The 16,583-nt window shown below is 64.2% G+C and carries 10 protein-coding genes, 1 tRNA gene and 1 pseudogene; 8 read left to right on the forward strand and 4 right to left on the reverse strand.

What is annotated here, in order from left to right; translation table 11 throughout:
- Positions 1–2: 2 nt before the first annotated feature.
- The gene (locus EET03_RS05995; RefSeq protein ID WP_075543862.1) at positions 3–1,025 is read left to right on the forward strand and encodes a YlbL family protein; all 1,023 of its coding nucleotides are present in this window, start codon (positions 3–5) and stop codon (positions 1,023–1,025) included.
- A 77-nt stretch (positions 1,026–1,102) separates the two neighbouring features.
- A complete protein-coding gene (locus EET03_RS06000; RefSeq protein ID WP_075543861.1) occupies positions 1,103–4,081 on the forward strand; it encodes a UPF0182 family protein in 2,979 nt (992 codons plus the stop codon).
- Positions 4,082–4,097: 16 nt separating this feature from the next.
- Here the strand turns inward: EET03_RS06000 and EET03_RS06005 are convergent, their stop codons facing one another.
- The gene (locus EET03_RS06005) at positions 4,098–5,303 is read right to left on the reverse strand and encodes an RtcB family protein (RefSeq protein WP_075543860.1); all 1,206 of its coding nucleotides are present in this window, start codon (positions 5,301–5,303) and stop codon (positions 4,098–4,100) included.
- A 638-nt stretch (positions 5,304–5,941) separates the two neighbouring features.
- Here EET03_RS06005 and EET03_RS06010 point away from each other — a divergent pair.
- A tRNA-Met gene (locus EET03_RS06010) sits at positions 5,942–6,018 on the forward strand.
- Between the two features lie 371 nt (positions 6,019–6,389).
- On the opposite strand, the gene EET03_RS06015 is transcribed toward EET03_RS06010, so the two are convergent.
- From EET03_RS06015 to EET03_RS32935, 3 genes are all read right to left on the reverse strand, one after another.
- Positions 6,390–7,022 (reverse strand): RES family NAD+ phosphorylase, encoded by a 633-nt coding sequence (locus EET03_RS06015; RefSeq protein WP_425271502.1) that lies wholly within the window; start codon positions 7,020–7,022, stop codon positions 6,390–6,392.
- Positions 7,023–7,036: 14 nt separating this feature from the next.
- Positions 7,037–7,624: a hypothetical protein gene (locus EET03_RS06020; RefSeq protein WP_063468875.1), complete on the reverse strand. Its 588-nt coding sequence runs from the start codon at positions 7,622–7,624 to the stop codon at positions 7,037–7,039.
- A 217-nt stretch (positions 7,625–7,841) separates the two neighbouring features.
- Positions 7,842–8,084 carry a type II toxin-antitoxin system VapC family toxin gene (locus EET03_RS32935; protein WP_075543858.1) on the reverse strand — a complete coding sequence of 81 codons (243 nt, stop codon included), beginning with the start codon at positions 8,082–8,084 and terminating at the stop codon, positions 7,842–7,844.
- A gap of 518 nt (positions 8,085–8,602) precedes the next feature.
- Here EET03_RS32935 and EET03_RS06035 point away from each other — a divergent pair.
- The 5 genes and pseudogenes from EET03_RS06035 to EET03_RS06055 form a co-directional block, all read left to right on the forward strand.
- The gene (locus tag EET03_RS06035; protein WP_075543857.1) at positions 8,603–10,045 is read left to right on the forward strand and encodes a DUF3375 domain-containing protein; all 1,443 of its coding nucleotides are present in this window, start codon (positions 8,603–8,605) and stop codon (positions 10,043–10,045) included.
- A complete protein-coding gene (locus EET03_RS06040) occupies positions 10,042–10,620 on the forward strand; it encodes a DUF4194 domain-containing protein (RefSeq protein ID WP_075543856.1) in 579 nt (192 codons plus the stop codon). The genes EET03_RS06035 and EET03_RS06040 overlap by 4 nt, the downstream gene beginning before the upstream one ends.
- Entirely contained in the window at positions 10,613–14,011 is a 3,399-nt protein-coding gene (locus EET03_RS06045; protein WP_075543855.1) for an ATP-binding protein, read from the forward strand. Before EET03_RS06040 ends, EET03_RS06045 begins: the two co-directional genes overlap by 8 nt.
- On the forward strand, positions 14,008–15,192 hold the full coding sequence (locus tag EET03_RS06050) for a Wadjet anti-phage system protein JetD domain-containing protein (RefSeq protein WP_075543854.1): 1,185 nt from the start codon (positions 14,008–14,010) through the stop codon (positions 15,190–15,192). The genes EET03_RS06045 and EET03_RS06050 overlap by 4 nt, the downstream gene beginning before the upstream one ends.
- A gap of 780 nt (positions 15,193–15,972) precedes the next feature.
- Positions 15,973–16,416 (forward strand): annotated as a pseudogene (locus EET03_RS06055) (putative alpha/beta hydrolase); the annotation flags it as partial.
- Between the last annotated feature and the right edge of the window lie 167 nt (positions 16,417–16,583).

A 16,583-nucleotide genomic window follows, 5' to 3' on the forward strand; every position in this document is an offset into this window, starting at 1 on the left:
GCGTGAACAGGCGGATTTTGACGTTGATGGTCGCGCTGGTGCCGATCGTGGTGTTCGGAGTATTGCTCGCGGTCGTGACGGTGCCATTCGTGTCGCTCGGACCCGGCCCCACGTTCGACACCCTCGGCGAAGTCGACGGCAAACAGGTAGTCGACATCGAAGGCACCCAAACACATCCGACGTCAGGTCATCTCAACATGACGACGGTGTCCCAGCGCGACGGTCTGAGTCTGGGCGAGGCCATAACACTGTGGCTCTCCGGGCAAGAACAGCTGGTACCCCGCGATCTTGTCTACCCGCCGGGCAAGTCGCGGGAGGAGGTCGACAAGGCCAACAACGCCGATTTCAAGAACTCCGAAGACAGCGCCGAGTACGCGGCCCTGGGTTATCTGAAATATCCGGAAGCGGTAACCGTCGCCTCGGTCAACGATCCCGGACCGTCGGCGGGCAAGCTGAAAGCCGGTGACGCTATCGACGCGGTCAACGGCACGCCGGTGGCCAATGTCGAGCAGTTCACCGGATTGCTGAAGAACACCAAGCCGGGGCAGTCGGTGACCATCGACTTCCGTCGCAAGAACGAGCCGGCCGGTGTCGCGCAGATCACGCTCGGCACCAACAAGGACCGCGACTACGGATTCATGGGGGTGGCGGTGCTGGACGCGCCGTGGGCGCCGTTCGTGGTGGATTTCAACCTCGCCAATGTGGGCGGCCCCTCGGCCGGGTTGATGTTCAGTCTTGCGGTGATCGACAAACTCACCACGGGTGACCTGGTCGGGTCGACCTTCGTCGCGGGTACGGGCACCATCGGCATTGACGGCAAGGTTGGCGCTATCGGGGGGATCACGCACAAGATGGCCGCCGCGCGTGCCGCCGGCGCCACCGTGTTTCTGGTGCCGGCGAAAAACTGCTACGAGGCGGGCTCCGACACGCCGCAAGGTCTGCGGCTGGTGAAGGTCGAGACACTCGGCCAGGCGGTGGACGCGTTGCATGCGATGACTAACGGGGCCCCAACGCCGAGTTGCTAACGCTCTGAGATGCGTACAGTTGTGACCGACTAGACAAATCTCTGGCAGCAGCCAAAACCGAGCAGGGAGTGTAGCTAGTGGGGATGCGGCCGTCCGCACGGATGCCGAAGCTGACTCGGCGTAGCCGGATTCTGATCTTGATCGCGTTGGGTGTCATCGCGGTGCTGCTCGCCGGTCCACGCCTGATCGACGCGTACGTCGATTGGCTGTGGTTCGGCGAACTGGGCTACCGGTCGGTGTTCACCACCGTGCTGGTCACCCGAATCGTGGTGTTCCTGGTGGGGGGACTGCTGGTCGGCGGCATCGTCTTTGCCGGGCTGGCGTTGGCCTACCGCACCCGGCCAGTCTTCGTGCCGAGCAACGACAACGACCCGGTGGCGCGTTATCGCGCCGTCGTGCTGGCCCGGCTGCGGCTGATGGGCATCGGCGTGCCGGTGGCGATCGGACTGCTGGCCGGCGTCGTCGCGCAGGGATACTGGGTTCGGATTCAGTTGTTCTTGCACGGCGGTGATTTCGGTGTCAGGGACCCGCAGTTCGGGAAGGACCTCGGCTTCTACGCCTTCGAGTTGCCGTTCTACCGGCTGGTGCTCAGCTACCTGTTCGTGGCTGTGTTCCTGGCGTTCGTGGCAAACCTGTTGTCGCACTACGTCTTTGGCGGTATTCGACTTTCGGGTCGCACGGGTGCGCTGAGCCGCTCGGCGCGTATCCAACTGGTCAGCCTGGTCGGGATGCTGGTGCTGCTCAAGGCCGTCGCCTATTGGCTCGACCGCTACGAGCTGCTGTCACACAGCCGTGGCGGTAAGCCGTTCACCGGTGCCGGCTACACCGATATCAACGCGGTCCTGCCGGCGAAGCTGATCCTGATGGCGATCGCGTTGATCTGCGCGGCGGCGGTGTTCTCCGCAGTCACCCTGCGGGACTTGCGGATTCCGGCTATCGGTCTGGCCCTGCTGCTGCTGTCGTCACTGATCGTCGGTGCCGCCTGGCCGATGATCGTCGAGCAGATCAGCGTCAAACCCAACGCCGCGCAGAAGGAAAGCGAATACATCAGCCGCAGCATTACCGCGACGCGGCAAGCCTATGGTCTGACGTCGGACGTGGTGACTTATCGCAACTACACCGGCGAGGGTCAGGCGACTGCGCAGCAGGTCGCCGCCGACCGCGCCACGACCTCGAACATCCGGTTGCTCGACCCCACGATCGTCAGCCCGGCGTTCACCCAGTTCCAGCAGGGTAAGAACTTCTACTACTTCCCCGACCAGCTGTCGATCGACCGCTACGTGGACCGCAACGGCAACCTGCGTGACTACGTCGTCGCGGCGCGGGAACTCAACCCCGACCGGCTGATCGACAACCAGCGCGACTGGATCAACCGGCACACGGTGTACACGCACGGCAACGGATTCATCGCGTCGCCGGCCAACACCGTGCGCGGGATCGCCAACGACCCGAACCAGAACGGCGGTTACCCCGAGTTCCTGGTCAACGTCGTCGGCGCCAACGGAACCGTGGTGTCCGACGGTCCGGCACAGTTGGACCAGCCGCGGATCTACTTCGGACCGGTCATCTCCAACACGTCTGCCGACTACGCGATTGTCGGAAAGACCGGCGCAGACCGGGAGTACGACTACGAAACCAGTACCGAAACCAAGAACTACACCTACACCGGCGGCGGCGGCGTACCGGTCGGCAGCTGGATTTCCCGCACCGTATTCGCCGCGAAGTTCGCTGAGCGAAACTTCTTGTTCTCCAATGTGATCGGTTCCAACAGCAAGATCTTGTTCAACCGGGATCCGGCGCAGCGGGTGGAAGCGGTGGCCCCGTGGCTCACCACCGACAGCGCGGTGTACCCGGCGATCGTCAACAAGCGACTGGTGTGGATCATCGACGGCTACACCACCTTGGACAACTATCCCTACTCCGAGCTGACGTCGTTGTCGTCGGCGACCGCCGATTCCACCGAGGTGGCGTTCAACCGGCTGGCCCCCGACAAGAAGGTCTCCTACATCCGCAATTCGGTGAAGGCCACCGTCGACGCCTACGACGGCACCGTCACGCTGTATCAGCAGGACGAACAGGATCCAGTGCTGCGAGCGTGGATGCAGGTCTTCCCCGGTACGGTCAAACCCAAGAGCGACATCACTCCCGAACTCGCCGCGCATCTGCGCTACCCCGAAGACCTGTTCAAGGTGCAACGGATGCTGCTGGCCAAGTACCACGTCAACGACCCGGTGACGTTCTTTTCCACCTCCGACTTCTGGGACGTGCCGCTGGACCCGAACCCGACCGCCAGCAGCTACCAGCCGCCGTACTACATCGTCGCGAAAAACATTGCCAAAGAAGATAATTCGGCCGCATACCAGTTGATCAGCGCGATGAACAGGTTCAAGCGCGACTATCTGGCCGCTTACATCAGCGCCAGCTCCGATCCCGCTACGTATGGCAAGATCACTGTGCTGACCATCCCAGGACAGGTCAACGGTCCCAAGCTGGCCAACAACGCGATCACCACCGACCCGGCGGTGTCCCAGGATCTGGGCGTGATCGGGCGTGACAACCAGAACCGGATCCGGTGGGGCAACTTGCTGACGCTGCCGGTGGCCCAGGGTGGGCTGCTGTACGTCGAACCCGTCTATGCCTCCCCGGGTGCCAGCGACGCCGCCTCGTCCTACCCGAGGCTGATCCGGGTGGCGATGATGTACAACGACAAGGTCGGATACGGCCCCACCGTGCGGGATGCGCTCAACGGGTTGTTCGGACCCGGGGCCGGTGACGCCGCGACCGGAATACAGCCGACCGAGGCCGGCGTGCCGCCGAACCCGCCCGCCAACCCGCCGTCGGCCACCGGACCGGGAACCCCGCCGCCGACGGCGGTGGTGCCACCGCCTCCGGATGGGACTGCCACCTTGTCGCCAGCCAAAGCCGCTGCGCTGCAAGAAATTCAGGCTGCGATCGGCGCGGCGCGAGACGCCCAGAAGAAGGGCGATTTCGCCGCCTACGGGTCAGCGCTGCAGCGGCTCGACGAGGCGATCACCAAGTTCAACAACGCCAAGTAGGGCCGGGCAGCGGCGATCACTGCCCCTTGACGTTCATGATCTGTCGCAGCGAGGTCACGATGTCGACGAGCGCCTCGGCATCGACCATGACGCGGTCGATGTCCTTGTAGGCCTGTGGGATCTCATCGATCCACTCTTTGCCGTGGCGGTATTCAATGCCGACCATCGCGGCGGCCAGATCCTGTTCGGTGAACAGTTGCTTGGCCTTGGTCCGGCTGAACCGGCGACCGGCCCCATGCGGGGCCGACCATAGGCCGTCGTGGTTTCCCTTGCCGCGCACGATGTAGGAGCGGGTGCCCATCGAGCCGGGAATGATGCCCAGTTTGCCTTCGGTTGCGTCGATGGCGCCCTTGCGGGTGAGCCAGACGGTTTCGCCGCCGATCTTCGTCGGGACGGTGTAGTTGTGGTGGCAGTTGATGCGTTCGGACTCCACGCGTTGCGGTTGCACACCCAGCCACGAGGCGAAGACGTGGATGAAGCGATCCATCATCTCCGCCCGGTTGAGATAGGCGAAGCGCTGTGCCCACTCCAAATCCTTGATGTAGCGGTCGAACTCGGTCGTTCCCTCTGTGAAGAACGCCAGATCGCGGTTGGGCAGCCTGATCCCGGGGTCAGCCGAGCACCGTTGCAGGGCGATCTTGATGTGCCGCTGTGCGATCTTGTTGCCCACGCCGCGCGAGCCGCTGTGCAGGAACAGCCAGACGTTGTCCTCGGTGTCGAGACAGAGTTCGATGAAGTGGTTGCCACCGCCGAGAGATCCCAACTGCTCCATCCATTTTGGGCTATGGGATAGGTCCACATCGAGATTCTTCTGTAGCTGCAGGAGCTCGTTGTGCTTCTTGGGGGTGAACGGGAACCGCTGCAAGCTCTTGTTGTAGTTGCCGGGCGAAAGCGGGATCGCGTCTTCCACCAGACGCCGCAGTGCGGGCGACTGCGCGGCGTACTGGCCGCCGAACCGGGCTGCCAGATCGCCCTCGGTGAACCGCGTTTTGGCCGCGACCATGCCACAGCCGATGTCCACCCCGACGGCCGCGGGAATCACGGCGCCCTTGGTGGGTATCACCGTGCCGACGGCTGAGCCTTTGCCCAGGTGAGCGTCGGGCATGAGTGAAACGTGCGGGTGGACGAACGCCATGGATGCGGTGAGTTTTGCTTGCTCGACGGTGTCGCCGGCGATTTCGCTTGCGAAGTTGAGTAGCTTCGGCCCGAGGCGCTGCGGCATGGTGAACTCCTTCGGACGCGATTATAGTTGCCCGGCACGAGCTTGGGGCGGCGGCGGGTGGGCGTGGATTATGTTGCAGCTCTTGGTTGTTCGTTGCCGTTCCACTACCGGCTGCAGTGCTTTCGCCGTTGGTGCGGAGTTAACTCGTAGCGGCCAGCCTGGGATGCTATCCGGCCGAAGCCGTCCGCCGCAAAGCAATTTCCGTTGGTCGCTGAAGGCCGGTGGTGGCGACACGAGCGGCTTGGTGGAGGCGGGTTAGGCGCGCCGACCGCCTCCGCTGCTCGCGCAACCGCCGGCGCTCCGGCGAGACCAGCGGCTCCCCGGTCATCCACCCGCATGCTGTAGCTGTCGGAATTGCCGAGGAGCCAGATGATGGTGCGCCTTGCGCTTGGGTGCCCGTCGGAAGCACGGTGGAATTGACTGACCGGTTCGCCCGGTGGGTGCTGTGCCGAGGCGCTGTGCCGAGGCAACACTGTCCGGACTTCGGGGGTGAATCCGGGGGGCTGCTTCAGAGCGGGGTCGACTCCTAACGGTCGGCCAGGGGCGGCATAGGGGCGCCCTGTTTCAGGCCGCGCCTGCACTGCTGACCGCGCGATTTGGTCAGGTTCACAGATGTTCGGTAACCTGGCATTCACCAACGCGGGGTGGAGCAGCTCGGTAGCTCGCTGGGCTCATAACCCAGAGGTCGCAGGTTCGAATCCTGTCCCCGCTACCAGCGGAAATGGCCCTCAGGCGCAAGCCTGAGGGCCATTTTCATGCCCGATGGGAACGTATTTGGGAACATTAGTATTGCTCATTAATTAGCCACTCTGTCGCCTGAACTCTAGTCTTCGCTGATCAAGGATGTGGCTGCCTCCTTGGCGGCTTAGCGGTTATCCATTCCCGGGGGAACGTGTGCCCGTGGTGAAACGCGCGAGCTCGCGCCATGACGCGATCTCGTTCGGGCTGCACGCCTGTGGCGCCCTTTGCCGGGGCCCGGTGTCTATGCCTGTGCGGGCGGCCGTCAGCTGGCGCCACACATCGCGGTACTCGCGTCGTTCATAGCAGTTCCACCAACGATCGACGACCATCGCCGTTCGCCATCGGTCAGATGACGCGGTAGCCGATACGCCGAGCGGCGCCGGCGAGTCGGCTACCGAGGTCGGGATGGGTCAACGGCAAGGACACCACCGGCTGCATCGGCATCGCCGAATGCGCCGCCATGAATAGCGCCACGCAAGGGTTTCCCGCGAAGCGGCTGTTGTAGCGCACACCATCGAGATCGGGAAACGCCTCCACGATCGCGCGCGCCCACTGCTGGGTAATCGCGTGCGCCGCTGTCGATATCGCGAATGTGCCGCCGGCGCGGGTAGCCCACGCACCCTCGCTGTCGGTGGCCAGATCCAACACAGTAAGGGGGTGGGTGAACGCTAGGCCGGTCAGGTATGGCTGGCCACGCCGGCGGTCGATGGTGCGATCAACTTGAAACGCTTCCGCGAGCGCAGCCCCCGGGGTCGATGCCGCGTACCACACGGCCTTGTCGGCGTGCTCTGCAGGAGGCGGTGGGTGCGGATCGAACCGCAGTACCGGCCCGAAATGCCGAAATTCGTTCCACGCCAAAACGTGAACCCCCTCGGTTCGATGGACGCGCCACCAGATTTCCGTCGTGTCGATGCGCCAGACTTCGTCATCGCGAATACCGATCTCGCGAAGACCATCGGGTGGCGGAGGTTCAGGCAACGTGGGAGCATCGCTCACGTGCTCGCCCAGTCGGCAATCTCGACCAGCCGCAGAACCGGCTCGACCGGCCCCCCGCTACGCAGCCATTCCAGAACCGACAACGGGCGCCCACCGACCTGTAGCTCGGTCTGAGGGGTCCGCACGAACCCGGTGACGGCGGTCGGATGCAGCCCCGCCGGCAGTGCCTGAAACACCTGCTCCAGCCCTCGGATCTGCTTGTCGGGCTTGCCCGTCTTGAGATTGGTCTCAAACTGAATCGCCGGGTACATCCAGGCCCCGTCGCTCTCGATCGCCCACAGCGTGCGCGCCAACCGGCGCTGGCGCACTCGGGATTCATTGATGCCGAGCAACGCGGCGACCTCCGGGCCGGTATAGGCCGTGTTGATCAGCACAGCGGTGTGAGCCACGATGTCGGCCGCCGCCTCGGCGAACGCCCCCGGATCTTCGACGAAGCCGGCCTCGTCGAGCAGCCGCGCCTCCTCCTCGGTCAACACCGCCGCCCCAGGCTTGATCGCCGGCAGCGTCTTCAACGCGGCCAACAGATCTGCACGCTGCAGATTGAACCGCTCGGCGAGCAATCGGTCGAGCTCATCGACAGTCATCCGTCTGTCACCCACCCACCATCTACAGAAACTAACGCAAACTAACGCTACATCGCATGCGTTAGTACCGTCAAGGTCAACACACAGATGCGCTCCGTCTGATCGGGGTATCCGCGAAGCAACTGTCGCGCGCCATGTTTGCGCCATTGTTGTCTGAGGCGGCTCCTACCCTGAACGACGTGCACGAAGATGAACTGCCCGAGGGCGGTCCGGTCGATCACTGGGCTTCTTCCTTGCCTGGAAACGGTGCACACCGCAGGCCGCGCACCAGTCGTTGTGCTATGGCATTTTCACTGGGAAGCAGTCCGCGCCAGATCTCCTCGATCGAAATCGCACAGGTCCACGGCTCGTCACCTTGTCGGCGCAGAGCGCGCAATCGCTCGCCCGCCGGGCGGCCGCGCAGAGCGTCGATGAGAACGGTCGAGTCGAGCGCCGGTCGGAGCGTTGTCTGCGAACCCATTCGCCGGGATCGTCATCCCATTCGTGGCCCTCGACGGGGATGCCCCCAAGCGCTGCCTCGATATCGTCCCATCGCCGCTCGTCGTCGAGGCCGCGGCGAATCAACTCTGCGATGAATGCGCTGCGACGCCGGCTTCCTGCCCGCCGGTCGAGTTCGGCAACGAGCTCGTCATCGACGGTAATGTGCAGTCGCATGTGCCGACTATTAACCCACTAACCTCGTATCACTTTGCCGCGCTCGTGCGTCGGTGGGCAGCACCGTCCGCAGCGCTTGCCCGCGAAGCGGACCGGCCGCGACTTCGACGCCACATCATCGGGGTTGAGGGCCACGGCGGCCGGGCCACGGCGGCCGTGCCGACTCGGCCGTGTCGCAGCGGCGAATGCCCAACCCGTGATTCGCGGGCCGGCCGGACTTTTTCATGGCAAGGACAGCCGGGCCTACCCAGGGGCGATCGTCACATCACGGCCCTTCTGGAGTACGCGCCCGAACTTGTCGGGGGCCTTGCCTAAGCTTCACTCGTGGAATACGCGACGATCGACGCATTGCGGGACCGGCACCCCGCTTGGCGACTGCTTCGTGCCGGTAACGCCACACTGATCCTGTCGTTCCTAGGGGCCTTTTTTGTCGAGGGCAACCGCGGCGCGTGCCCCGCGAGCCGGGTCGCGGCCGCGCTGGACGACCACCTGTACGCACTGAACGCCGAGATCCCCACCGAGAACGGGCAGGAACGGTTTCCGAAGGACGCTCGGTCCTATCTGGAGGATTGGGCGGCCACCGACGCCGCGTATCTGCGACGGTTCTATCCGGCCGGCGACGACGAAGTCCACTATGAAGTGACGCCGGCGTTCGAGAAGGCCTACGCGTGGGTCACAGGCCTTAAAGGTAGGGCCTTCGTGGGGACCGAGTCCAGGCTGCACACCGTCGTAGAGCTGCTGCGACAGATCGTCCACGGAACCGAAGTCGAACCAGATGTGCGGCTGGCCGAATTACGGCGCCGCCGCGGCGAACTCGACGCCGAGATCGCCGCCGTGGAAGCCGGTATCGTTCAGGTACTGGACGCGACCGGAGTCCGCGACCGCTACCAACAGCTCGCCACCACCGCGCGGGAACTGCTCTCGGATTTTCGCGAGGTCGAAGAGAACTTCCGGCTCCTCGACCGGGCGGCGCGCGAGAAGATCGCGGCCTGGGATGGGTCCAAGGGCGAACTGCTCGCCGAGCTGGTCGGAAGCCGCTCGCAGATCGCAGGCTCAGACCAGGGCCGGAGCTTCCAGGCGTTCTACGACTTCCTGCTTTCCGAGACGCGCCAGGCCGAACTCGCCGAACTCCTGGCCAAGGTTTCCACCCTCAAGACCATCGAAGCCGATCATCGGATTCGCGGAATTCACCACGACTGGTCTGAGGCTGCCGATCGAGCGCAGCGCACCGTCCGACAGATATCCGAACAACTGCGCCGCTTCCTGGATGATCAGGTTTGGCTGGAGAACCGCCGAGTGCTCGACTTGGTCAGAGCGGTGGAGAGCATCGCGCTCGAAATCCGCGGCGACCCACCGTCTTTCGGGCTCGAACTCGACCAGCCGGGCATCGAGATCGCGCTGCCGTTCGAGCGCCCGCTCTACCAGCCGCCCGCGGCCGTCGCGGTCGAGAGCCACATCCCGGCCGAGACCGAGGAGGTCGACACCGACCTGCTCTTCACCCAGACCTTCATCGACCAAGCACGGTTGATCGAGACCATCCGCGATGTGCTGCCGGAGAACTCTTCGGCTCTGTTGTCCGACATCGTCGCAGCCCGCCCGATCGAGCAGGGTGCGGCAGAGATCGTCGGCTACCTGGCACTCAACGACGAGGACGTGACGGTCGACATGGACGACGCCGACGAGACGCTGCTCGAATACTGCGACCCTGCCGACCCAGACGTCACCAAGCGAGCGAGGCTGCCGAAGGTGACGGTGCGGCGACGATGAGCAACGAGCACGCAATCGCCAGCGCCATCATCCGGCTGATGCAAGGTGTCGTCTACCGCGATGCGGACGAGGACACCTGGCTGATCTTGGAGCGCCTAGGCGCCGGCGTTCGAGACCACTTCGCCACCATCGGCGTCGACGTGGTGATCGACGACGCCGAGGGCTACGCCTATCTTCGCACCCGGCCAGAGCAAGACGGTGATGAGGCGCTCCCGCGCCTGGTGCGCAGGCGAGCGCTGACGTACAACGTCAGCCTGCTGCTGGTGCTGCTACGCAAGCGGCTCGTCGAGTTCGAGACGAGCGGCGGTGAGGGCCGCCTGGTTCTCGCCACCGACCAGATCGTGGAAATGCTGCGGCTCTTCCAGGCCGAGTCCACCAACGACGCACGAGTCGTGGACCAGGCGGAGACGACAATCAAGAAGGCCGCCGAGCTGGGCTTCCTGCGCCAATTGCGCGGTCAACGCGACCATTGGGAGGTGCGGCGCATCCTCAAGGCCTACGTCGACGCCCAGACCCTGTCCGATTTTGCGGCCAAGCTGAGAGAATACGCCGGGGCGGTGACCAGTGATGAGTGAAACACCTACTGCCACAGTCGATCTCGAGAACACCCGACGCGCCGGCTACCGGCTGCAGCACGCGGAGGTGTTGAACTGGGGTACCTTTGACAGCCACGTCTGGCGGTTCACTCCTGGCACCGATACCGCGCTGCTCACCGGTGACATCGGCTCGGGCAAGTCGACGATCGTCGACGCACTCACCACCTTGTTGGTGCCGTCCCACAAGGCCGCCTACAACAAAGCCGCCGGCGCCGAAGCCAGGGAACGCACCTTGCGCTCTTACGTTGAAGGCCACTACAAGTCAGAGCGGAACGAAGCCACTGGAAAATCCCGCGCCAAGGGCCTGCGCGAGAACAGGCGAACGTACTCGGTGATCCTCGGAGTCTTCACCAACCATGGCTACGACGAAACAGTCACCCTGGCCCAGGTCTTCCAGCAGCGCGAGAGCACCGGACAGCCCTACCGTTTCTTGGTCACAGCCACAAAAGAACTGTCAATTGCGGCGGACTTCGCCGACTTCGGCTCCGATCTACGGGATCTGCGCAAGCGGCTGCGGGCCGCCGGAGCCGACATCTTCGACGAATTCCCCAAGTATGCAACCTCATTGCGTCGCCTACTCGGAATCCGATCGGAGCAGGCCCTCGAGCTGTTCCACCAGACCGTCTCGCTGAAGTCTGTGGGCAACCTCAATGATTTCGTGCGCGACCACATGCTGGAACCCAGCGATTCGACCGACCGCGTCCGCCACATCATTGGCCACTTCGAAGACCTGACCAGGGCACACGATGCCGTCAAGCGGGCGCGGGAGCAACTCGAAGCGCTCGAACCTGTCGCACAGACCGCGGCGAAGTACGACGATGCCCTCGCCGAACGCGAGGCCCGGGAGCGCGAGCGATCCGCCGTGCGGCTCTTCATCGCAGAGCTTCGGTCGAATCTGCTAGCCGGCGAGATCGCGCAGCTGGAAACCGACGGCGCCGCCCTGTGGCAGGAGCAGGACACCGCCAAAGCCAGGCAGCAGACGCTCACCCACGAACGCGAATCCCTCATCGAGGAGCGCGCGAAAGCGGGTGGCGATCGCATCGGAGAGCTGGAGCGCCTCGCCCGCCAAGCGCGGGAGCAGGCCGAAACACGCTGTCGCGCAAGGACGTTGTTCGACGCCGCCGTCTCCGGCGCCGGCCTGGAGGCGGTCGCCGGCAGCGAGGAGTTCACGGCCCTATCCGCTCTGGTCGCGGCCGAGCGCCCGCGGCTGGTAGCCGAGAAACGAGACCTTGACGCAGCCAGCGCCGAAGCGATCGGGCGCGAGAAAGAGCTGCAATCCAAGTGCGATCACATCACTGAGGAACTCACCAGCCTGCAGCAGCGCACCAGCAACCTGCCCGTCGAGCAGGTCGAGGTGCGCGCCGAGCTGTGCGTGGCCCTCGGGCTGACGCCGGAGGATCTTCCTTACGCGGGTGAGCTTCTCGACGTCTTCGACGAGCACGCGCAGTGGCGGGGGGCTGCGGAACGCGTGTTGCGTGGGTTCGCCCTCTCGCTGCTGGTGCCGCAACAGCACTACGACGCCGTCGCCGGCTGGGTCAACGGTCGACGGCTTACGTTCCACGGCCGCGGTGGCAAGGTGGCCGGGGCCAAGCTGGTCTATGAAAGGGTTCCCCGGCAACGGGTTCGCCTCCAGCCGCCGGAGCACAGCGAACTGATACTTGCCGACTGCATCGACGTCAAGGATGGGCCTTTCCGCGAGTACCTCGTCAACGAACTCACGAAACGAGCCGACTTCCGTTGCGCAGCAAGCCTTGACGAGTTTCGCGGTCAACGGCGGGCCGTCACCCGCGAGGGCCAGGTGCGCTCCGGTGAGCGCCACGAGAAGGACGACCGGCATCGCGTCGACGACCCTCGTCGTTGGGTTCTCGGCTGGGCCAACGAACGAAAGATCGCTGCGCTGCGCACCGAGCTCGCCGAGTTAGAGGGCGAGCGCGAGGCGGCAGCATCCGAGCAGGCCAGGCTCAGCGGGTTTCGGGAAGCGCTCCAGGAAAGGCTGGACGCACTTCTTCGGATCGAGGGATTCCGCTCCTGGTCCGATCTCGACGTTGACGAGGCGCAGTCGCGCGCGAACGACTATGACGCCGAACGGGTTCGGTTGCAGGCCGGCTCGTCGCGTTTGGAGGAGATCGCCCGAGCGCTTGAGGACAACGCCAAACAAGCTGATGCGGTGGCGAATTCGATCGAGCAACTCACGGGCAAGCTGGCCACCACCGCCGCGAAAGCAAATCAAGCAAAACGGGACAAGAAGCGCGACGACGAGCTCGTCGCGGACCAGCCGGAGGCAGCGCTGGCGGCAGCCCGCGAATCGTATCCGGCCCTCACCGAACGACTGGGCAAGAAGTGCCCGACGCGGGCAGCGGACTGCGCCGAGACCGAGAACGCCCTCTCCGCGGATCTCCATCAACGTATCGACCGACTTAACAAGGAACTTGGCGGCTATGCCCAGAGCCTTATCCAGTCGATGCTCAAGGTTCTGATCCGCTGGCCCGAGCTTCGCGCGGACATGGACGCCAATGTCGATGCCCGCCAAGAGTTCCTGGCGTTCCGAGACCGCATCGCGACCGACGATCTCCCGCGCTTCGAGAGCGAATTCAAGGAACAGCTCAACAAGAACGCCATCCAGGAGCTGGCCGGGTTCAACAACTGGCTGCACCGGCAAGCCTCGGGGATCGATGAGCGCGTCGACCGCATCAACGAGGCGCTCGGGGCGGTGCCCTACAACCCGGGTCGTTTCATCCGGTTGGAGAAGGAGCCCACCACAAACCAGGACATTGCGCAGTTCCGCGCAGACTTGCGCAATCTGACCAACGACAGCCTTGCGGTCGACGGCGACCAATACTCCGAGCAGCGCTTCCTCGACGTCAAGCGGATCATCGAACGCTTCCGCGGTCGTGACGGCTATGCCGAATCGGACAAGAACTGGACCCGACGGGTCACCGACGTGCGCAACTGGTTCGTCTTTTCGGCCTCCGAGCGCGACATCGAGACCGACCTCGAATGGGAGCACTACAGCGACTCCGACGGCAAGTCCGGCGGCCAGAAGGAAAAGCTCGCCTACACGATCTTGGCGGCGTCGCTGGCCTATCAGTTCGGGCTCGAGTGGGGGGTCGCGCAGTCACGCGACTTCCGGTTCGCGGTCATCGACGAAGCCTTCGGGCGTGGTTCGGATGTGTCGACGCGCTACGCGCTGGACCTGTTTGCGACGCTCGGGCTGCAACTTCTCATCGTCACGCCGTTGCAGAAGGTTCACGTCATCGAGCCGTACGTGAAGGCGATCGGATTCGTCGACAATCCGACCGGAACGTTCTCCCGCCTCCAGACGATGACGATCGAGGAGTACCGGACACGACGTGACGGGCGGCGGCAATGAGTGCCGGGTGGACCACACCGGATGACATTGCCGCCAGGGTCAGACGCCGGTGGGACGACGGATCGCTGTTACGTGCCTACGCCAACGGTGATTCCTTTGATCCGATCGAAGTGCCGCTTCGCGGCCCTACCCCGTCGCAGGTGGGCGACGACGTCGCCGCCGCCCGCGACTGGGTGGCCGCGCTCGACGCCGGGGGTCGCGACGGTCGCCGGTACACCCTGCAGTGGCAATCGATCGGCGGCAGGCGGATCGGCCGTAACCAGCTGCCCGTCCGCGCGGTGGTGTCCTCAATCGAGCAGGCCTGTGCGCTGTTGGGTGTAGCGACTTTGGTTCGTCGCTTCGACGAGCTTCTGGCTCTCGCTCATCAACATCCGCGGGTTCGGGAGTGGGTCGTGGAACACCCGCACCACGCGCTCGGCCTAGGGCCCGAGATGTCACAGTTGATCGCGGCCTACGTTTGGCTCGACGGTCACCGTCAATCGAATCGGTATCTGCGCGAGATCAGTGCGCCCGGCGTTGACACCAAGTTCGCTGAGCGGCACCGACCGGTTTTGGCGGCGATGCTTGGCGTTTCGTCGACAGCCTCGGGATTCCTTGCGGGTCTTGGCCTCCGGTCGAAGCCCGTAATGGTCCGGCTGCGGCCCGCACCCTCGTTGGGCCTGCCGGCCCCGCTTACCGAGCTGGCGGTGCCGTCCGAGGAGTTGGCTCAGCTCACGGTTGAACCACGAGTGGCAGTGATCGTCGAGAACGAGATCAGCTATTTGAGTATCGATGTCCCCGAGGACGGTGTGGTGATATGGGGGAAGGGCTTTGAAGTCGACAGTGTTGGTCGGCTGGGATGGCTGGCGGAAGCCGAGGTTCTGTATTGGGGAGACATCGATACCCACGGATTCGCCATCCTCGACCGTCTACGGGCGTGGCTCCCACGAGCACGCTCGGTGCTGATGGACCGTGAGACGCTGTTCGCCCATCGCGACCGTTGGGTGACCGAGGAACGTCCGGCCACGTCGATTCTCACGCGGCTAACGCCTGACGAACAGGACCTCTATTCGGATCTGGTCGCAGATGGGTTGGGTGAACGCGTGCGCCTGGAACAGGAGCGAATCGACTGGCAGTGGGTCATGCATCGGCTCTCGGCAGTCCACCGAGTCGGTGCAGGTGACTGCCGCGTCCGGCGGTAAATGGTACGGGCGCTCGCAGATTGTCGAGGAGGTGCTGGCCGTGGACCGCCGTCATGCCGCTACGAAGGATGCGGTGAGGCGCGCTGCCGCCGAATCCTTACAGTCGTAAGGCAAACCCGAGGATCGGGTAATTCCTGCCGGCCTCGTTCGATCACCCGCTGTAAAGCGTTTCCTCGCTGCGCGCCAACAGCGTCCTTGATGTCGCTGACGCCGGGGTACGGCGAAACACCGCTTCTCGAAGATGAATTGGTGGCCCTGCCGGCTGATGTCGCGCTGATGTTGGTGAATCCGTGACCACCGCCGCGAGTCTACGGCCGAGGAGCTGCTGACGGGGTTCTTGGCGGCTCACTGCTGATCGATTGCTCCCTCAAGGACTTGCACGCCAGCCTGTATGCAGACATTTGGACACGGGCGGGCAATTGGCGGTCGCGCGTTGTGAGTTATCGGAGTTTCCTACCAGCAGATTGCTGTCGAGTTCCGTAATTCGTCGGGGAATTGGCTCGATACTTTATCGCTGGGAGAACACCGACGACTGGACTGGGTGTTGTGGCCCAGCGCACACACGTCAGCAGCGTGTTCGGATGAACCGTCCCCAAGGATGATACTGTGGTCGGCCTTCCGGAAGAGACTCCGAAGGTCAGTTTTCACGTGCCCGTTGACAAGCGTGACAGCGCCAGTGCTGGCACGCTCAGATGTGCTCTTGTCCGGTAGTCGTGTTGTCGCCGCTCGGGAAAGGTGCCACGACGCAAATCGATACCGATTCGTAGAACGGGCCGTTCGATGCAGCTGCGCTACATAAGTATCCCAGCGCTGATCGCCGAAGCCGGCGGTGATCCCTGGGCAATCAACGACAGCCTGCAAGTCGGTCGCCCGGCGCAAATTTCTGATCTGGCGGAGGCGTTTCGTGCCGCCGGTCGCTGCACCGCTGAGGCCGACGCAGCATTCGAGGAAGCCCGTCGTCGGTTTGAGGCGGCATGGAATCGCGAGGATGGCGTTCATCCGATCAATGACCCCGCCGAGGTGCAACGGGTGACCAAGGCGCTGGGTGCGCAGTCCCTGCAGTTGCCCAAGATCGCGGTTGACCTAGAAAACATCGCGGCCGCGTTGGCCCAGGCACAGCGAACCGGCGCACTGCTGATCTCGACCTTGGAGGGTGAACTCCAGGAGCTCGACAGTGAAATCGGGCAGGCGCTCGAAGCGGAGAAGGACATCCACCTCACCGCTGTTCGCGGGCATCCAGGGTGAGCACGTGGGGGTGGGGTTTCGGCGCTGGCGGTGAGCAGTGTGTGGGGTTGCGGTAACCCGATTTGTTGTTCGTGCTGCCGGGGCGGCACGGTGATCAGGTCAGTTGGTAGGCGACGGCCCTCCCGTCGTCTCTTCCCGGAGTGCTA

The organism is Mycobacterium innocens (assembly GCF_900566055.1).
In the GTDB taxonomy this organism is placed as follows: Bacteria; Actinomycetota; Actinomycetes; order Mycobacteriales; family Mycobacteriaceae; genus Mycobacterium; species Mycobacterium innocens.

What these genes read in the sequence shown, in the direction of transcription:
- EET03_RS06020 (WP_063468875.1), bottom strand. Translation starts at nt 7,624, where the DNA reads ATGACTGTCGATGAGCTCGACCGATTGCTCGCCGAGCGGTTCAATCTG.
- EET03_RS06005 (WP_075543860.1), bottom strand. Translation starts at nt 5,303, where the DNA reads ATGCCGCAGCGCCTCGGGCCGAAGCTACTCAACTTCGCAAGCGAAATC.
- EET03_RS32935 (WP_075543858.1), bottom strand. Translation starts at nt 8,084, where the DNA reads ATGGGTTCGCAGACAACGCTCCGACCGGCGCTCGACTCGACCGTTCTC.
- EET03_RS06045 (WP_075543855.1), top strand. Translation starts at nt 10,613, where the DNA reads ATGAGTGAAACACCTACTGCCACAGTCGATCTCGAGAACACCCGACGC.
- EET03_RS06050 (WP_075543854.1), top strand. Translation starts at nt 14,008, where the DNA reads ATGAGTGCCGGGTGGACCACACCGGATGACATTGCCGCCAGGGTCAGA.
- EET03_RS06040 (WP_075543856.1), top strand. Translation starts at nt 10,042, where the DNA reads ATGAGCAACGAGCACGCAATCGCCAGCGCCATCATCCGGCTGATGCAA.